Here is a 17,014-nt window from a genome sequence, read left to right on the forward strand (position 1 = left end):
CCCGCCGGTGCCCGCCCCCGTGCGTGTCGGTGGCCGTGCGGGGGAAGGGGAACGGCCATGGTTGAACGCATGAACGTCACCGACATCCTGACCGATGGGTACTCCCGCATCCAGGAGACCGTGCACGCGGCCGTCGAGGGCCTGGACCCCGACGCCCTCCACGCCCGGCTCGACGACGACGCCAACTCGATCGCCTGGCTCGTCTGGCATCTCACCCGCGTCCAGGACGACCACATCGCGGACGCGGCCGGCACCGAACAGCTCTGGACCGCCCAGGACTGGGCCGGCCGCTTCGACCTCCCCCTCCCCGCCGACGCCACCGGCTACGGGCAGAGCAGCAAGGAGGTCGCCGCCGTCCGCGTGGGCTCCGCCGATCTGCTCCTCGGCTACTACGACGCCGTCCACGAGAACACGCTCGCCTACCTCCGCGGCCTGGACGGACACGCGCTGGCCCGTGTCGTGGACGAGGCGTGGGACCCGCCCGTCACGCTGGGGGTGCGGCTGGTCAGCGTCCTGTCGGACGACCTGCAGCACGCGGGTCAGGCCGCTTTCGTACGCGGAGTGCTCGAACGCCGCGCATAGTGGCCCGGGCCCGTTCCCACGATCCGCTTGAAGTGGCGGGTCAGGTGCGACTGGTCGTAGAAACCCGCCGACGCGGCGACGGCCGACGCCGGGACCCCGCTGAGCAGCAGCCGCCGCGCCAGATCGACCCGCCTGCCCGTGACGTACTGGTGCGGTGCCATCCCGAACTCGCGGCTGAACGCCCGTACCAGATGGGCGTGATGGGCGTGCAGCCGCGCACCGGCCTCCTGGAGCGTGATGCCCTCGACATACGTCGCGTCGAGCAGCTCGCGCAGCCGGTGCGCGATCCTGCCGTCGTGGACGTACGGGGCCGAGCCGACCCGGTCGCCCAGGTGCTGTGCGAGCCGTTCCGCGACGAGGGCGAGCCGGCTGGCCGCCTCCAGCTCGTCACCCGGGTGCGCGAGCGTGCGGTGGAGGCTGTCGATTCGGCCGCGCAGCGCCGGGTCGTGCAGCACCGGCCGGTCCACCGCCCGGCCGATCAGCCGCTCGTCCACCTGGCCGGTGTCCAGATACAGCACGCGTTTGCGGAAGCCCTCGGGGGTGGCCGCCGCGCCGTTGTGCGGGACGTGCGGCGGCAGCAGCGTCACCGTGTGGGTGAGCACACCGTGCTCGTGGTGGTCCAGGTCGTAGCGCACCATGCCCTCGTCCACGACCAGCAGCGTCCAGGCGTCGTGCGTGTGCATGGGGTAGGCGTGGTCGGTGAAACGCGCGTGGAAGACCTCGGCGATCCCCTCCACGGGCGGCGACCACGCGGTGATCTCGGGACGTGCTGCGGCCATACGCCGATCGTACGCCGGGTGGTCGCCGCGCCCCGACGTGCAAAGTTCGTACAAGACCGGGCCCCGGCCGCCCCGGCAGGCTCGGGGCATGACAGCCGATACCGCCGCAACCGCCCCCGTCCGCTTCGACACCAAGATCGCCGTGCTGCTCCGCAACGACCTGGAGACCTGGCAGCGGCTGAACGTCACCGCCTTCCTGGTCAGCGGTCTCGGTACGGCCGCCCCGGAGCTGATCGGCGAGCCCTACACGGACGCGGACGACACCCCGTACCTGCCGATGTTCCGCCAGCCCGTCATGGTCTTCGAGGGCACGAAGGAGATGCTGACCACCGCCCACACCCGTGCTGTGGGCCGGGGCGTCGCGCTGTCCGTGTTCACCTCGGACCTCTTCGCGACGGGCAACGACCGCGACAACCGCGCCGCCGTGCGCGCGGTGCACCGCGACTCGCTGGACCTGGTCGGGATCGCGGTGCACGGCCCCCGCAACGCGGTGGACAAGATCCTCAAGGGTGCGTCGATGCACCGGTGACGACGGCCGCGCCGCCCGCCGGAACGAGGGGCGGCGCGGTGGCGTCACAGGGCGCGGTCCACGACGTACGGGAACAGCGTGAGCATCTCCTCCAGGGCGTCGGGCGCCGACGCGACGCTCTCCAGGCAGGCCCGCGCCCGCTCCAGGTGGCCGTGCGCCTCCGCCGTGGCGGCGGCCCTCCCGCCGGCCTCCTCCACCAGCCCGGCGGCCCGCCGCACCGATGCCTCGTCGAGCGGGCCGCCGCGCAGCAGCGCCGCCAGCTCCGTCGCGGCCGGGCCGCCCGCGGCGAGCGCGGCGAGCACCGGGTAGGTCTTCTTGCCGCGCCCGAGGTCGCCGTGCACCGGCTTGCCCGTGACCGCGGGATCGCCCCAGATCCCCAGCACATCGTCCGCCGCCTGGAACGCCACGCCCAGGTGGCGTCCCGCCGCGGCCAGCGCGTCGGCCTCCGTGCGCCCGGCGCCCCCGAGCAGGGCGCCCAGACCGGCGGCGCAGCCCAGCAGCGCACCGGTCTTCCGCTCGGCCATCTGCCGGTACTCGTGCGCCCGCACGGCGTCGGGACCGGTCCAGGGCCGCGACTCGAAGAGCAGGTCGTCGGCCTGGCCGTGCACCAGGTCGGTGAGGGTCCCGGCGAGCAGCCGCAGCGCCGGGGCGCACTGCCTGCCCGGCGCGTCGGTGAGGGTCCGCACCGCCTGGGCGAACAGCGCGTCCCCCGCGAGGACCGCCGGACCGGTTCCGTAGGCCTTCCAGGCGGTGGCGCGCCGCCTGCGCGTCTCGTCGCCGTCCATGATGTCGTCGTGGAGCAGGGAGAAGGTGTGGATCAGCTCGACGGCGACCGCTCCGGGGACCGCGTCCCGGGCCTCCGCCCCGACGGCCTCCGCGCCGAGCACGGCCAGCGCCTGACGTAGGCCCTTGCCCTGGGCGCCCGGCACGTCGTCGCCGTCCACGCCGTCCCACCCGAGCGAGAACGCGGTGATCTCGGCGTGCCACGGATGCAGTTGGCGCACGGCCCGGGACAGGGCGGGGCGGACCAGGGCGCGGCAGCGGGCCAGGATGCGCGGTGCGGTCACCGGGGAGGCCGTCGGGGACGTCATCGCCCACCGCCCGCGTCCGCGGCCGTGTCCCCGGCCCGCTCCACGCCGAGCTCCGCGTACGCCCGGTCGACCATGTCCCGGGCGTTGAGCAGCCCGATCCGGTCGAGCGTGGCCCGCAGCGCGTCCAGGTCGGCGGCCGTCTCCCCGGCGTCCCGCCCGAGCCGGGCGAGCGACTTCACCAGGCCGAGCCGCGCCAGCGCCTCGCCCCGGGGCTCCGCCATCGCCCGGAACTCCTCCAGCGCCCCCGCGTAGCCCTGCCGGGCCTCCTCGTGGCGTCCGGCGCGGTAGAGCACGTTGGCGCGCATCTTGTGGTTGTACGCCAGGGCGCTCGACAACTTCATCTCGCGGCAGGTGACCTCGGCCTCCGCCAGCAGTTCCAGGGCGCGGTCCGGGTCGTGGTCGCGTACGGAGATGATGTCGGCCATGCCGCGCAGCGCCCAGGCCCGGCCCCGCCGGTCGTCGGCGTCACCGGCCAGCTGGGCCGCCTCCTCGAACATCGCCAGGGCGGTGTCGAAGGAGCCGGTGTTGCGGTGGATCTGCGCGATGCCCTCCAGGGCCCAGACGGTGTGGCGCGCCTCGCCGCGTGCCCGGGCCTCGGCGAGCAGTTGCTCGTGCAGCGCGGCGACGGTCCGGTAGTCGCCCTGGATGCGCCCGGTCTCCGCAAGGCCGGCGAGCGAGTAGCCCCGGGCGACGACGTCCCCGCCCCTCTTGCCCATGTCGGCCGCCAGGCCCAGGAGCCGGAACGCGAGCCGGAGCCGGCCGCGCTGGCGGGCCAGCGTGCCGCCGCTCCACAGGGCCCAGGCCATCGCCCCGGCGTCGTCCGCCGAGCGCGCGGCGCGGTAACTCGCCTTCCACGCGGAGTCGGCGTCCCGGACCTGGCCGAGCCTGCGGTGCGCCTCGGCCACGGCGAGACCCGCACGGGCCACTTCCCGGGCGGAGCCGGAGCGTTCGGCCTCTGCCAAGTGGCGTACGCCCTCGGCGAGTACGTCCGTGAGGGAGGCGTTCACGGACATCTTGGTGAGGGCGCCCTGGTATTCGGGCGCCAGTGCCTTGCTGTGCATGGAAGCCTTTCGCGCGGGCACGGGCGGCCTCGGCCATGACTATACGCTGCATGTATACGCGCAGCGTATAGTAGGCCGGTTCTCCGGTCCGTGCTCAGGGGGGAGGGGCGAGAGTGGTCGTGTGTGCGGCGTGCCGCCTTGCTGTGGATCAAGACCACGGATCGGCGCCCGGGGTTGCCTCGTCCCGGGAATTGTCGTCGCAACGGTGGACCGGGCGTGCTCGTCGCCCCGTCAGGCGGCCCCGTCGGCCAGGTGTCCGGCGAACCAGTCGCGGGCCCGCTCGGCGACGTCGTCCAGCGTGCCCGGCTCCTCGAAGAGGTGCGTCGCGCCCGGGACGACGTCGAGCCGGTTCTCGCAGCGCAACTGCGCCTGCGCCCGGCGGTTCAGGTCCAGCACCTCGGTGTCCCGGCTCCCCACGAGCAGCAGTGTGGGGGAGCGGACCTCGCCCAGGCGGGCGCCCGCCAGATCCGGCCGCCCGCCCCGCGAGACGACCGCGCCGATGCCCGTCTCCCGGTCCGCACCCAGCACGGCCGCCGCCTGGAGTGCGGCGGCCGCGCCCGTGCTGGCGCCGAACACGCCGAGGGGCCCGGGCGCATGGGCCCGTACCCAGGCCGCGGCGTCCACCAGGCGCCCGGCGAGGGCCGAGATGTCGAAGACATGGCCGCCCTCCGCCTCCTCGTCCGCGGTGAGCAGGTCGAAGAGCAGAGTGCCGAGACCGGCCCGGTTCAGCGCCGCGGCGACCGACCGGTTGCGCGGGCTGTGCCGGCTGCTCCCGGAACCGTGGGCGAACACCACGAGCGCCCCGGAGTCACCGGCCGGGGTGAGGGTGCCCGGCAGGTCGACCCCGCCGGCCTCCACCAGGACGTCGCTGGTCAGCCGGGGCCCGGTCTGCCGCGCGGCCCGGGCCAGGAGCGCGACCACCTCCTCGTCCGGGGTCTGGCCGAAGTCCCGGTACCACTCGCCCACCGCCGAGAACGCGGCCGGTGACGACAGGCAGACCAGTTCGTCCGCCTCCTTCCGCAGCCGGGCCGCCGCGGACGGCGGTGCGACCGGCACGGCCAGCACCACATGCGCGGCGCCCTGCGCCCGGGCTACCGCGCAGGCGGCGAGGGCGGTCGCGCCGGTGGCGATCCCGTCGTCCACGACGACCACGGTGCGCCCGTCGAGCGGGACGCGCGGCCGGTCGCCGCGGAACTCGCGGGCCCGGCGGCGCAGTTCGGATTCCTCCGCCTCCTGGACGGCCGCGATGTCGGAGTCCGACACCCCGGCCCGGCGCACGATGTCGTCGCTGATGATTCGGACGCCGCCCTCCCCGATGGCCCCGAAGCCCAGTTCCGGGTGGCTCGGGACGCCCAGTTTCCGGACCACGATGACGTCGAGCGGGGCGCCGAGCTCCTGAGCGACGCGGAAGGCGACCGGCACACCGCCGCGCGGGAGTCCCAGCACGACGGGATCGCTCTGCGCGAGGGGCCGGAGGGCTTCGGCGAGCCGACGGCCCGCGTCGGGACGGTCGGCGAACAGCACAGGACTCACCCCACATCGAGGTCCACGCACGGCGCCCGCCCGTCTGTCGCCGGGTGACGCACGTACCTCATTCCAATCAACCGCGCTCGCCGGACCCGCGCAAATCGGCGGAAACGCACGGGATTCCGACAGCTAGATGACAATGAAAACGATTGTCGTTAACGTATGCGGGGTCGGGCGCGCAGCCTGCCGGCCGTCTGCCGGCGTGTGCCCGGAATTCCGCAACCGTGCGTCCAAGAGGGGGAGTTGTGGCTCATCTGCTGATGGTCGAGAGCTGGGTCGGGTCGATGAGCAGACTCTTGCCCAGAGCGATCCGGGAGGGCGGGCACGAGTTCACCTTCCTCACCCGCGATCTGCACCACTACCTGCGCTCGGCACCCGAGGGCACCCGGCACCCGCTGCTCTCGGCCCGGAACGTGCTGACGGCCCCCACCAACGACCCGGAGCAACTGCTGCCGTTCGCCGAACGGGCCCACCAGGCCCTGGGTTTCGACGCCGTGGTCTCCTCCTGCGACTACTACCTGCCGCTGGCCGCCCGGATTGCGGCCCGCCTGGGCCTGCCGGGACCCGCCCCGGAGGCGATGGAGAACGCCTGCCGCAAGGACGCCACCCGGGACGTCCTCGCCCGTGCCGGAGTGCCCGGGCCGCGCTACGCGGTCTGCGCCGACTGGGCCGGAACCGCCGAGGCGGCGGCCCGGATCGGGCTGCCGCTGGTCGTGAAGCCGGTGGACCTGTGCGCGGGGATGCTGGTGCGCCGCGTGGACGACGAGACCCAGCTCGCCGACGCCCACCGCGCCCTCGCCGACTTCCCGGTCAACGCACGGGGACAGCGGCGTTCCCCCGTCATCCTGCTGGAAGAGCTGCTGCACGGTCCCGAGGTCAGCGTCGAGACCGTCACGCACCGGGGGAGGACCCGGGTGATCGGAGTGACCGACAAGAGCGTCGGCGGCGCCCCGGCCTTCGTGGAGACCGGGCACATGTTCCCGGCCGCCCTCACCGGACAGGACGCCCGCGCGGCCCGGGACACCGCGGTCCGGGCGATCGAGGCGCTGGGCCTGGACGGCGTCGTCGCGCACACCGAGATCAAGCTGACGCCCGCCGGACCCCGTGTGGTGGAGGTCAACCCCCGCCCGGCGGGCAACCGCATCACCGAACTCGTCCGGCACGTGACCGGCATCGACCTCGCCGCCGCCTGTGTGAGCGTGGCCCTCGGCGAGGAGCCGGATCTGCGGCCGCACGACACCGGCCTGCGCAGCGCCGCCATCGGCTTCCTGGTGCCCGCCACCGGGGGAGTGCTGGACGGCATCGACGGCGGCGACACGGCCGGCGAGGCCGACGACGTGCTGGAGCTGAGCCTCGCCGCGCCCGGCACCCGGGTCACCGCCGAGGGCAGCAACAACGGATACCTCGGGCATGTGATGGCGGGCGACACCGACGGGCCGGGCGCCCGTGCCCGCGTGGAAGCGCTGCTGGCGGGCCTCCGCCCCCGGGTGGTGTCCCGATGACCGCGCCCACCGCCCCGGCCCCCGGCTCGTGCGACGAGCTCGTCTCCCGCGTCCTGTCCGGCGCGTACGGGCACGACCCGAAGGCCCTCCGTGTCAGCACCGCCTTCACCACCCGCCAGTCCGTCAGGCATACGGGACGGGCCGGCGGCTACCGCAACGAGGTCCTGAGCCTGCGCCTCGGTGCCGCCGTCGGCTCCTGCGCGGTCGAACCGGGCGAGCTGCCGGACGGCGCCGCCGACGACTGCGTCGGCACCGACGCCGCCACGCTGCTCGCCCACCCGCTGCGGCCGGTACGGATTGCCGCGCTCGACGCCTTCCTCATGCACGTCCTGCCGCATGGCCCCGCCTCGGGGGCCCGGCCGTTGCCGCTGCCCGCCGGGGGCTCCCTGGAGAAGTCGCGGGCCCGGGCGCACGCCGTCGTCGGCCTGCTCGACCTCCCGCCCGGCCGCTCGGTGCTCGTCGTCGGCGTCGTCAACTCGCTTCTGGAGGCGTTGCGCGAGCGCGGACTGCGGTACGTGCCCTGCGATCTGAAGGGCGGCACCACGGAGTGGGACGAGCCGGTACGGGGCGACGCCTCGGACCACCTCAGCCGCTGCGACGCCGTCCTCGCCTCGGGGATGACCCTCGGCAACGGCACCTTCGAACAGCTCAGGACCCACGCCCTGCGCCACGGCAAGCCCCTCGTGATGTTCGCCCAGACGGGCAGCGCGGTCCTGCCCCGGCTCATCGGTTCGGGGGTCACCGCCGTCTCCGCGGAGCCGTACCCCTTCTTCTGGCTCGACGGCGGCCCCGGCACCATCCACCAGTACGGAGGCACCCGGTGACCACGGCACTCCTGCGCCCCGCCGGCAACCGCGAACTGCTCGGCCTGGTCGGGCGCACCCCGCTCGCCCGGATCACCGCGCCCCTGCCCTGTCCGCACCCCGGTTTCTGGGCCAAGCTCGAAGGCTTCGGGGTGGGCGGCATGAAGGCACGCGCCGCCGTCTCGATGCTCCAAGGGGCCGAGGAACGCGGCGAACTCCGGCCCGGAGCCCCGGTCGTGGAGTCGACGTCCGGCACACTCGGCATCGGCCTCGCCTTCGCGGGCCAGGCACTCGGGCACCCCGTGATCCTGGTGGGCGACACCGAACTCGAACCGTCCATGCGGCAGCTGCTGCGCGCCCACGGGGCCCGGCTCGAACTGGTCGACCGCCCGGCCGAGGAGGGCGGCTGGCAGGCGGCCCGGCTCGCCCGGCTCCACGAGCTGCTGGCCACCCTGCCGGACGCCTACTGGCCCGACCAGTACAACAACCCCGACAACACCGCCGGTTACGCCTCGCTCGCCGCCGAGATCGCCGGCCGGCTCGACCGGGTGGACGTGCTGGTGTGCAGCGTCGGCACCGGCGGACACAGCGCCGGGACCGCCGCCCCGCTGCGCGCACACTGGCCCGCCCTGCGGCTGATCGGCGTCGACGCCACCGGCTCGGCCATCTTCGGCCAGCCCGCCCGCCCCCGGCTCATGCGCGGCCTCGGCAGCAGCATCCATCCCCGCAACGTCGCCCACGACCGCTTCGACGAGGTCCACTGGGTCGGCCCGGCCGAGGCCGCCGACAGCTGCCGCAGGCTCGCCAGGGGCAACTTCGTCAGCGGCGGCTGGAGCACCGGGGCCGTCGCCCTCGTCGCCGCCTGGGCCGCCCGCGTGCACCCGGGCGCGGTCGTGGCCACCATCTTCCCCGACGGACCGCACCGGTACCTCGGCAGCGTCTTCGACGACGGCTTCAACGCCCTCCACGGCCTCCGTACGGGTACCCCCGCGACCCGCCCCGTCGAGATCTCCCACCCCGGCGCGGCGGAGGCCACCGGCTGGACCCGCTGCACCACGGTCACGGACCCCCGGGAGCACCGATGAAGTGCACCCTCGGCACCGTGGAACTCCGGCTCGCCGAGCCGCTGCGGATCTCCCGGTCCACCACGACCGCCCGGCACGCCGTCCAACTGTCCGTCGAGCACCAGGGACTCCACGGCCACGGCGAGGCCGTCACCAGCGTGTACTACGGGCTGGACACCGGCGCCCTGCACCAGTGGCTGCACCGGTCCTCGCGCGCACTCGCCCGCTTCCCCGACCCCGAGACCGCCCTCGCCGCACTCCCCGAGGACGCCACCTCCACGCCCCCGGCGGTCACGGCCGCCGTCGAGTCCGCGCTGCTCGACCTCGCCGGCAAGCGCGCCGGGAAGCCCGTGCACCGGCTGCTCGGCACCTCCACCGCGCCCACCGCCGCCACCGCCCGGACCCTCGGCATCACCACGCCCTCCCGGGCCGCATCCTTCGCCACCCGCCTCGCGGACCGGGGATTCACGGTCCTCAAGGTCAAGGCCGGATCGGCGGACCCGGAGGACGACATCGCCCGGGTCCGCGCGGTCCGCGCCGCCGCCCCCGGCGTACGCCTGCTGCTCGACCCGAACGGCGGCTGGAGCGGGTCCGCCGCGCCCCGGCTGCTGGGGCGGTTCGCCGAACTGGGCGTCGAGGCCGTCGAACAGCCCGTGGCGCCGGGCGACCCCGAAGGGCTGGCCCGGCTCGCCGCACGGTCACCGCTGCCGGTGATCGCGGACGAGGACGCGGTCTCCTTCGAGGACGCCCGCCGCCTCGCGGGCCGCGTCCACGGCATCAACGTCAAGCTCGCCAAGTGCGGCGGACCGGGCGCCGCCCTGCGCATCGCCGCCCTCATCGCCGGAAGCGGAACGGATCTCATGCTCGGCTGTCTCACCGCCAGTTCGCTCGGTATCGCCCCCGCCGTCCACCTCGCCGACCGCGCCCGGTGGACCGACCTGGACGGCCACCTCCTGCTCGCTCACGACCCCTGGACCGGCATCGGCGGCGACGACGGCACCGTACGCGCGAGCACGCGACCGGGGCTCGGCGTCCATCCGAGCCCGGCGCCCGCCCCGGCGGAGGTGCGACCGTGACGACCTGGCGCGAGATCCGAAGCTTCAGCCCGGCCGTCCGGCTCCTGCTGGTCAACCAACTCGGCGTCAACACCGGCTTCTACCTCCTCATCCCCTACCTCGCCGTCCATCTGAGCCGCGACCTCGGCATGTCCGCCGCCGCCGTCGGCACCGTGCTCGGCGTGCGCAACCTCAGCCAGCAGGGGCTCTTCATCCTGGGCGGCTCGGCGGCGGACCGGCTGGGCGCCCGGGGCGTGATCATCACTGGCTGCGCGCTGCGGACCGCGGGCTTCGGCCTGTTCGCCCTCGGCGACGGAACGGCGGTGCTGCTGGCGGCCTCCGTGCTCAGCGGGCTGGCCGGCGCCCTGTTCAACCCGGCCGTCCGCGCCTACCTCGCCCAGGAGGCGGGGGAGCGCAGGGCCGAGGCGTTCGCCCTGTTCAACGTGTTCGCGACGACCGGCGCCCTCGTCGGCCCCCTCCTCGGCAGCGCGCTCCTTCTGGTCGACTTCCGGGCCGCAGCCCTGACGGCGGCGGGACTCTTCGCGCTCCTGACCGTCGCCCAGGCGCTGATGCTGCCCGCCGGACAGGTCGCCCCGGCCAAGGAGAGCGTGCTCGCCGACTGGCGCGAAGTGGTGGGGAACCGCGCGTTCATGGCGTTCGCCCTGGCCATGGTGGCCATGATCGCGCTGGAGAGCCAGCTCTATCTGCTGCTCCCCGAGGGCGCCCGCCGGGCCACCGGCTGGGACGGTGCGGCCGGACCGGTCCTCGTCGTGGCGACGCTCGCCGGGCTCGGGCTCCAGCTGCCTATCACCCGGGCGCTGCAACGCCGTGGCAGCCGGGCGGGCTGGATCAGCTGCGGCCTCGCGCTCATGGCAGCGGCCTTCGTACCGCCCCTGCTCGTGACCTCCGGACCGGGCACGGACCCGGGAGACCTGCCCGGCACCGCGCTGCGCATGGTCCCGGTCCTGGCGGGTGCCCTGCTCCTCCAGACCGGCCTCATGGTCGCCCAGCCCTTCGTGATGGAACTCGTGCCCGCCTTCGGCCGGTCCCGGCTCACCGGCACCTACTTCGGCGTCTTCTACGTGGTCTCCGGCATCGCGGCCGCCTTGGGCAACGCCGCCGTCGGCTGGGCGATGGACACCGGGGCGCGCATGGGCGCCGGGTGGCTGCCGTGGGCGTGCTGTACCGGACTCGGGCTCGCCTCGGCGGCCGCCGTCGCCCGGCTGCACCGCACCGGGGCCCTGCCCGTCGCGTCGGCGCCCCTGCCGGTCCGGGCGTGAGGGGGCCGCGATGAACGACAGGAACCTGCTCACCGACAGCCCCGCCCTGTACGAGACGCGCTTCCCCGACGCCGAACGGCTCGCCGGACGCTGGACCGAGGAGTGCCTGCGCGCCCACGGGTCCGGCGACCGCGTCCTGGACATCGGCTGCGGCACCGGCCGCGACGCCGCCCACCTGCAGGAGGCCGGCCGCACGGTGACGGGCGCGGACCTCTCCGACGCCATGCTCCGGTACGCCGCCCGGCACCACCCTGGCCCCCGCTACCTCCGGGCGGACCTGCGCCGCTTCGACCTGGGGGCGGGGAGCTTCGACGCCGTGGTCTGCCTGGACAGCGCGCTGCTCTACTGCCGGACCGACGCGGAACTCGCCGGATGCCTCGCCTCCTGCCACCGGACGCTCGCCCCGGGCGGCCTGCTCGTCGCGGAGATGCGCAACGGCGCCTACTTCCTGGGCCGCGCCCACCGCGACGGCGCCCCCGCCGCCCACGCGTTCACCCACGAGGGCGTCACCTACCGCTCCGTCACCCGGCTCCGCGTGGATGCCGCCGGACGCCTCCTGCACCGCTCCCGCACCTGGACCACGGACGACGGCTCGCCCCCGGTCGAACAGCGCTCCGCCTGGCGGCTGCTGCTGCCCGACGAGCTGCACCGCACCGTGACCGGGGCCGGATTCGAGGTGCTGGCCCTGCACGACGGGCCGGGACCGCGCACCGAACCCGCCTGGCGCGAGGGCGCCTTCCCCGCGGGCACCACGACCGGTGACCGCCTCCACCTCATCGCCCGTCGCCGGGCCCCGATACCCACCGCACAGCAAGGACGACCGTGATGCACGACGACCACTTCCCCGGCCTGCACCGCCGAGGCTTCCTGATCGCCTCGGGAGCCGCCGGAGCCGCCGGAGCCCTCGCCCTCTCGGGATGCGCGGGCACCCCCGCCCCCGCCAACTCCGACGCCAAGCAGGAAGCAGGCACCCCGAAACGCGGCGGACGCCTGAGGGCCGCCTTCGCCGGAGGAGGGGCGAGCGAGACCCTCGACCCGCACCTCAGCAACCTGTTCGCCGACGCGGCCCGCGCCAAGGCCTTGTACGACAAGCTCGCCGACTACGGCGCCGACCTCTCCGCACAGCCCCGCCTCGCCGCCTCCTGGGAACCGGACACCACTCTGAAGCGGTGGAAGGTCTCCCTGCGCTCCGCCGTCTTCCACGACGGGAAGCCCGTGACCGCCGCCGACGTCCTGCACAGCTACCGGCGGATCGCCGACCCGAAGCGCGCCTTCCGGGCCAGGGCCTCGCTCGAACCGATCGACCTGGCGGCCAGCCGGGCCCTGGACGAGCGGACCGTGGAGTTCGTCCTCAAGCGCCCGACCGCCGAATTCCCCAACGTCATGGCCGCGTTCGGCGCCTACATCATCCCGGCGTCGGCGCGCGAGGGCGACTTCGACCACGCACCCGTCGGCAGCGGACCCTTCCGCCTCGTCTCCTTCGCACCGGGGCGCTCCACCCTCCTGCGCCGCAACGACGCCTACTGGGAGGGCGCGCCGCATCTGGACGAACTGGAGTTCGTCGTCGCCGACGAGGAGTCCGCGCGCGTCAACGCCCTGCTCGGCGGTCAGGTGGAGTACGCCCACGAGCTGAACCCCGCCACCGCCCGCGCCCACGAGCACGGCGGGCGCGTGACCATCGTGCGGCTCCGCAACAGCGCCATGCAGTCCTTCGCCATGAAGTCCGACCGGCCGCCCTTCGACGACCGCCGCGTCCGCCAGGCGCTGTTCCTCGTCGCCGACCGCGCGGAGCTCGTACGCAGCGCCCTCTCCGGAGCCGGTGAGACCGGCAACGACCTCTTCGGCAAGGGGTACGAGTACTACGCGGACGGCCTCCCGCAGCGCGAGCAGGACCTCGGCCGCGCCCGGCGGCTGCTGAAGGAGGCGGGCGCCGACGATCTGCGGATCACCCTCGACACCTCACCGGTCGCCACCGGCTTCACCGAGGCCGCCGCCGTCTTCCGCGACCAGGCCGCGAAGGCGGGCATCACCGTCCGCGTACAGACCGGCAGCAAGGACACGTACTGGAAGGACATCCTCGACGCCGGCACCCTGTGCTGCTACCGCTCCGGGGCGATGCCCATCGAGTCGCACCTGTCGCAGCGCCTGCTCACCGACTCGACCACCAACGCCACCCACTGGCGCCACCAGGACTTCGACGCCCTGTACCGGCAGGCCCAGTCCACGAAGGACCCGAAGCAGCGCGCCGACGTCTACGCCCGCATGCAGCGCCGCCTGTACACCGAGGGGCCGTTCCTCATCTGGGGCTTCGCCGACTGGATACTCGGCACCGCCCGCAACGTCCGGGGCATCGAGCACCAGGCCCCCGCCAACACCCTGGACTGGGCCCGCTTCGACAAGGTGTGGCTGGCGTGAGCGCGACCGGACACCGGGTGGCGCGACGGCTGCTGCTCGGCGGCGCGCAGACCGCCGCCGTGGTCCTGCTCGTCTTCGCCGCCACCGAGGCCCTGCCCGGCGACGCCGCCGTCGCCCTCGCAGGCGACCAGCCCGACCCCGAACGCATCGAAGCCGTCCGTACGGCGATGCGGCTGGACCGGCCCGCCCACGAACGCCTCCTCGACTGGACGGCCGGGCTGCTCCACGGCGACCTCGGCACCTCGCTGACCTCCGGGCGGCCGGTCGCCGCCGCGCTCGCCGACGGCATCGGCCCCACCCTGCTGCTCGCCGTACCGACGGTCCTGCTGCTGGTCCCGGCCGGAATCGGCCTCGGGGTGCTGGCGGCCCGGCGCGAGGGAGGCGCGGTGGACCGGACCATCAGCGCGGTGCTGCTCGCCCTCTACGCCGTCCCCGAATTCGCCCTGGGAGCCCTGCTGGTCACCGTCTTCGCCCTGCGGCTCGGCTGGTTCCCGCCGACCGCGGTGGGGTACGGCACCGAGCTCTCCTCCCACCCCGCCGCGCTCGTCCTGCCCGTCCTGGTCCTGCTCGCGCGCCCGGTCTGCTCGCTCGCCCGGCTCGTCCGCGCGGGCATGCTCGACGCGCTGGCCTCCCCGTACGTGGCGCAGGCCCGCCGCTGCGGCCTCTCCCGCGCCCGGGTCCGCTATGCGCACGCCCTCCCCAACGCGCTCACCCCGGCCGCCCAGCAACTCGCCCGCACGGTCGACTGGCTGCTGTGCGGGGTGGTTGTCGTGGAGGCCCTGTTCGTGGTCCCCGGGCTCGGCACCGTCCTCATGAACGCGGTCGCGGAGCGCGACCTGCCCACGGTGCAGGGGCTCGCGGTGGTGTTCGGCCTCGTCACCGTCCTGCTCAACCTGGGCGCCGACCTGGTCACCCACCGCCTCGCGCCCCGGACGGAGGTCGCCGCATGATGGCCGTCGCGGTGGCCCGCTCCCGGCGCGGGCTGAAACGCATCGTCGTCGGCCGTCCGTACCCACGCACCCCGGGCGCAGCACGGCTCGTCCCCGGTCTCCTCGTCCTCGGAGTGCCGCTCCTGATCGCCCTGGCCGGGCCGCTGTTCGCCGGTGAGGCGGGACCGCGCGGCACCTCGCTGACCACCGGGGCCGGCCACCCGCTCGGCACCGACTTCACCGGCCGCGACGTGCTGCGGGAGATCCTGCTCGGCGGCCGGTCCGTCGTCCTCGTCGCCGTCGCCGCGACGGCCCTGACCTACGCGGTGGCGCTGCCCGTCGGTTTCGTCTGCGCCCTCACCCGGCGGGCCTGGCTGGAGGAGGTGCTGATGCGCCCCCTGGACGTCCTGCTCTCCGTGCCGTCCCTCCTCGCCGTCCTGCTGGTGGCCGCCGTCGTGCGGCCGGGCCCGGCCGGGCTCGCGGCCGTCGTCGCATTCGTCGGCATCCCGGACTCGGCACGGATCGTCCGGGCCGCCGGAGCGGAGGCCGCCGCGCGCCCCGCCGTCGAGGCGCTGCGTATGCAGGGCGAGAGCTGGGCGCGCCTGGCCCTCGGCTACGTAGGGCGGGCCATCGGCCGCACCCTCGCCGCGGACGTCGGCGTCCGCCTCACCGGCGCGGTCTACCTCGTGGCCACCGCCGCCTTCCTCGGCGTGGGCGTGGCCCCGGACGCGGCCGACTGGGCCGTCATGGTGGACCGCAACCGCACCGGCCTGTCCGTGCAGCCGTGGGCGACGGTGGTGCCCGCCCTGCTGATCGTCGCCCTCACCATGGGCGGCAACCTGCTCGCCGACGCCGCGCTCACCCGCCCGCACCGCACGGGGAAGAACCGATGACACCTGTACGCACCGCCGCGCGCGAGCCGGTCGCCGTGATCCAGGGGCTGCGGGTGGAGGTCGGCGGGCGCGCCGTGCTCGACGGGGTGGATCTCCGCCTGCGGCCCGGCCGGATCACCGCGCTGACCGGCGGGTCGGGCAGCGGCAAGACGACCACCGGGCTCGCCCTGCTCGGCGAGTACCCGCCCGGAGCACGGGTGACCGGCAGCGTACGGGTCCCGCAGGGCCTCATCGGCTACGTACCGCAGCACCCGGCCGCCGTGCTCAACCCGGCGCGCCGCATCGGCGCGTTGCTCATGGACATCGCCCGCGACCGGGTCCGGCACCTGCCCCGGCCGGGGCGCCGGGCGGCGGCGCGGGAACGCGTGCTCAACGCCCTCGCCCGCGTCCGGCTGCCCGCCGACGGACGTTTGCTGCGCCGCTTCCCGCACCAGCTCTCCGGCGGCCAGCAGCAGCGCGTCGTGCTTGCCCAGGTGCTGCTGCTCGGCGCGCGGGCCGTCGTCGCGGACGAGCCGACCACCGGTCAGGACCCACTGACGAAGCGCGGGATCGTCGACCTCCTCGCCGATGTGGCCCGGCAGGGGATCGCCGTACTCCTGCTCAGTCATGACATGGACGTCGTCCGGGCGCTGGCCGACGAGGTGGTGGTCCTGCACGACGGACGGGTACGGGACGCGGCTCCGGCGGACGCGCCCGCCCGGGCCCCGCTGGGCGGTGCGGAGCGGGAGGGCGTGGTGCTCGACGTGCGCTCCCTCGTCGCGCGTCACGGCCGGACGCCCGTGCTCGACCGCGTGTCGCTGACTGTCCGTGCCGGTGAATGCCTCGCCGTCGTGGGCCGGTCCGGAAGCGGCAAGACCACCCTGGCCCGCTGCCTGAGCGGCCTGCACCCCCGCCTCGGCGGGGACGTGCTCCTCGACGGCCGGTCCTTGCCGGCCGGGCTGCGCGAGCGTTCCCGGAGTCAGGTGGCCGGTGTGCAGTACGTGTTCCAGGACGCCAAGGCGGCCTTCGACGCGTACCGCCCCGTGCTCGACCAGGTCGCGCGGACGGCGGTACGCCTGCGAGGTGCGGTCCCGGCCGGGGCGAGGCGCGAGGCGCTGGCGCTGCTGGGCGACCTCGGGCTCCCGGAGGCGAAGGCGGCGCGCCTGCCCGCCCACCTCTCCGGCGGCGAACTCCAGCGCGCGGCACTGGCCCGCGCCGTCCTCGCCCGCCCCCGGGTCCTGGTGTGCGACGAGATCACCTCCGGCCTCGATCCGCTGACCCGGGACGCGGTGCTCGGCCTGCTCGGCGGGCTGCTGCGCTCGGGGCACACCGACGCGCTGGTCCTGATCACCCACGACCTGGCGACCGCCGCCCGGGCGGACCGGATCGCGGTGATGGACGACGGCCGGGTCGTGGAGGCGGGGGCGGCGGAGCGGGTGCTGGGCGCGCCGGAGCACGCGTGCACCAGGGAACTCGTGGCGGCGGACCGGTCGTTCGCGGCGGCGGGCTGAGGAGCGACCGGGGT

At 74.9% G+C, this 17,014-nt stretch carries 16 protein-coding genes; 12 read left to right on the plus strand and 4 right to left on the minus strand.

Annotation, left to right across the window (positions count from 1 at the left end):
- The first annotated feature begins 69 nt into the window (after nt 1-69).
- The gene (locus AMK18_RS06515) at nt 70-582 is read left to right on the plus strand and encodes a mycothiol transferase (protein WP_020207229.1); all 513 of its coding nucleotides are present in this window, start codon (nt 70-72) and stop codon (nt 580-582) included.
- On the opposite strand, the gene AMK18_RS06520 is transcribed toward AMK18_RS06515, so the two are convergent.
- Nucleotides 540-1,361 carry an AraC family transcriptional regulator gene (locus AMK18_RS06520; protein WP_073861998.1) on the minus strand — a complete coding sequence of 274 codons (822 nt, stop codon included), beginning with the start codon at nt 1,359-1,361 and terminating at the stop codon, nt 540-542. The genes AMK18_RS06515 and AMK18_RS06520 overlap by 43 nt on opposite strands.
- An 88-nt stretch (nt 1,362-1,449) precedes the next feature.
- Between AMK18_RS06520 and AMK18_RS06525 the strand changes: the two genes are divergently transcribed.
- Nucleotides 1,450-1,890 carry a DUF2000 domain-containing protein gene (locus tag AMK18_RS06525; RefSeq protein ID WP_073861999.1) on the plus strand — a complete coding sequence of 147 codons (441 nt, stop codon included), beginning with the start codon at nt 1,450-1,452 and terminating at the stop codon, nt 1,888-1,890.
- 44 nt (nt 1,891-1,934) lie between these two features.
- On the opposite strand, the gene AMK18_RS06530 is transcribed toward AMK18_RS06525, so the two are convergent.
- The 3 genes from AMK18_RS06530 to AMK18_RS06540 all read right to left on the minus strand — a co-directional run bounded on the left by AMK18_RS06530 (nt 1,935) and on the right by AMK18_RS06540 (nt 5,566).
- A complete protein-coding gene (locus AMK18_RS06530) occupies nt 1,935-2,981 on the minus strand; it encodes a polyprenyl synthetase family protein (RefSeq protein WP_073862000.1) in 1,047 nt (348 codons plus the stop codon).
- On the minus strand, nt 2,978-4,042 hold the full coding sequence (locus AMK18_RS06535; protein WP_073862001.1) for a tetratricopeptide repeat protein: 1,065 nt from the start codon (nt 4,040-4,042) through the stop codon (nt 2,978-2,980). The genes AMK18_RS06530 and AMK18_RS06535 overlap by 4 nt, the downstream gene beginning before the upstream one ends.
- A 231-nt stretch (nt 4,043-4,273) precedes the next feature.
- On the minus strand, nt 4,274-5,566 hold the full coding sequence (locus AMK18_RS06540) for a phosphoribosyltransferase (RefSeq protein ID WP_073862002.1): 1,293 nt from the start codon (nt 5,564-5,566) through the stop codon (nt 4,274-4,276).
- Between the two features lie 248 nt (nt 5,567-5,814).
- Between AMK18_RS06540 and AMK18_RS06545 the strand changes: the two genes are divergently transcribed.
- The 10 genes from AMK18_RS06545 to AMK18_RS06590 are packed head-to-tail and all read left to right on the plus strand — an operon-like array spanning nt 5,815 to nt 17,000.
- Nucleotides 5,815-7,071 carry an ATP-grasp domain-containing protein gene (locus AMK18_RS06545; RefSeq protein WP_073862003.1) on the plus strand — a complete coding sequence of 419 codons (1,257 nt, stop codon included), beginning with the start codon at nt 5,815-5,817 and terminating at the stop codon, nt 7,069-7,071.
- Nucleotides 7,068-7,895 (plus strand): Rossmann-like domain-containing protein, encoded by an 828-nt coding sequence (locus AMK18_RS06550; protein ID WP_073862004.1) that lies wholly within the window; start codon nt 7,068-7,070, stop codon nt 7,893-7,895. Before AMK18_RS06545 ends, AMK18_RS06550 begins: the two co-directional genes overlap by 4 nt.
- On the plus strand, nt 7,892-8,959 hold the full coding sequence (locus tag AMK18_RS06555) for a PLP-dependent cysteine synthase family protein (protein WP_073862005.1): 1,068 nt from the start codon (nt 7,892-7,894) through the stop codon (nt 8,957-8,959). Before AMK18_RS06550 ends, AMK18_RS06555 begins: the two co-directional genes overlap by 4 nt.
- On the plus strand, nt 8,956-10,014 hold the full coding sequence (locus tag AMK18_RS06560) for an enolase C-terminal domain-like protein (protein WP_073862006.1): 1,059 nt from the start codon (nt 8,956-8,958) through the stop codon (nt 10,012-10,014). Before AMK18_RS06555 ends, AMK18_RS06560 begins: the two co-directional genes overlap by 4 nt.
- Nucleotides 10,011-11,273: an MFS transporter gene (locus AMK18_RS06565; protein WP_073862007.1), complete on the plus strand. Its 1,263-nt coding sequence runs from the start codon at nt 10,011-10,013 to the stop codon at nt 11,271-11,273. The genes AMK18_RS06560 and AMK18_RS06565 overlap by 4 nt, the downstream gene beginning before the upstream one ends.
- Nucleotides 11,274-11,283: 10 nt before the next feature.
- Nucleotides 11,284-12,099: a class I SAM-dependent methyltransferase gene (locus AMK18_RS06570; protein ID WP_073862008.1), complete on the plus strand. Its 816-nt coding sequence runs from the start codon at nt 11,284-11,286 to the stop codon at nt 12,097-12,099.
- Nucleotides 12,099-13,688: an ABC transporter substrate-binding protein gene (locus AMK18_RS06575; protein ID WP_073862009.1), complete on the plus strand. Its 1,590-nt coding sequence runs from the start codon at nt 12,099-12,101 to the stop codon at nt 13,686-13,688. Before AMK18_RS06570 ends, AMK18_RS06575 begins: the two co-directional genes overlap by 1 nt.
- Complete coding sequence (locus tag AMK18_RS06580) at nt 13,685-14,638, plus strand: ABC transporter permease (protein WP_073862010.1); 954 nt, start codon at nt 13,685-13,687, stop codon at nt 14,636-14,638. The genes AMK18_RS06575 and AMK18_RS06580 overlap by 4 nt, the downstream gene beginning before the upstream one ends.
- Nucleotides 14,638-15,510 carry an ABC transporter permease gene (locus AMK18_RS06585; protein ID WP_073862011.1) on the plus strand — a complete coding sequence of 291 codons (873 nt, stop codon included), beginning with the start codon at nt 14,638-14,640 and terminating at the stop codon, nt 15,508-15,510. The genes AMK18_RS06580 and AMK18_RS06585 overlap by 1 nt, the downstream gene beginning before the upstream one ends.
- The gene (locus AMK18_RS06590; protein ID WP_073862012.1) at nt 15,507-17,000 is read left to right on the plus strand and encodes an ABC transporter ATP-binding protein; all 1,494 of its coding nucleotides are present in this window, start codon (nt 15,507-15,509) and stop codon (nt 16,998-17,000) included. Before AMK18_RS06585 ends, AMK18_RS06590 begins: the two co-directional genes overlap by 4 nt.
- Nucleotides 17,001-17,014 lie beyond the last annotated feature (14 nt).

It is taken from the genome of Streptomyces sp. CB01249, assembly GCF_001905735.1.
Lineage (GTDB): Bacteria > Actinomycetota > Actinomycetes > Streptomycetales > Streptomycetaceae > Streptomyces.

Excerpts from the sequence above, each read along its gene's own strand:
- AMK18_RS06515 (WP_020207229.1), top strand. The coding sequence starts at position 70 with ATGAACGTCACCGACATCCTGACCGATGGGTACTCCCGCATCCAGGAG.
- AMK18_RS06530 (WP_073862000.1), bottom strand. The coding sequence starts at position 2,981 with ATGACGTCCCCGACGGCCTCCCCGGTGACCGCACCGCGCATCCTGGCC.
- AMK18_RS06550 (WP_073862004.1), top strand. The coding sequence starts at position 7,068 with ATGACCGCGCCCACCGCCCCGGCCCCCGGCTCGTGCGACGAGCTCGTC.
- AMK18_RS06525 (WP_073861999.1), top strand. The coding sequence starts at position 1,450 with ATGACAGCCGATACCGCCGCAACCGCCCCCGTCCGCTTCGACACCAAG.
- AMK18_RS06560 (WP_073862006.1), top strand. The coding sequence starts at position 8,956 with ATGAAGTGCACCCTCGGCACCGTGGAACTCCGGCTCGCCGAGCCGCTG.
- AMK18_RS06520 (WP_073861998.1), bottom strand. The coding sequence starts at position 1,361 with ATGGCCGCAGCACGTCCCGAGATCACCGCGTGGTCGCCGCCCGTGGAG.
- AMK18_RS06535 (WP_073862001.1), bottom strand. The coding sequence starts at position 4,042 with ATGCACAGCAAGGCACTGGCGCCCGAATACCAGGGCGCCCTCACCAAG.
- AMK18_RS06570 (WP_073862008.1), top strand. The coding sequence starts at position 11,284 with ATGAACGACAGGAACCTGCTCACCGACAGCCCCGCCCTGTACGAGACG.
- AMK18_RS06585 (WP_073862011.1), top strand. The coding sequence starts at position 14,638 with ATGGCCGTCGCGGTGGCCCGCTCCCGGCGCGGGCTGAAACGCATCGTC.
- AMK18_RS06575 (WP_073862009.1), top strand. The coding sequence starts at position 12,099 with ATGCACGACGACCACTTCCCCGGCCTGCACCGCCGAGGCTTCCTGATC.
- AMK18_RS06590 (WP_073862012.1), top strand. The coding sequence starts at position 15,507 with ATGACACCTGTACGCACCGCCGCGCGCGAGCCGGTCGCCGTGATCCAG.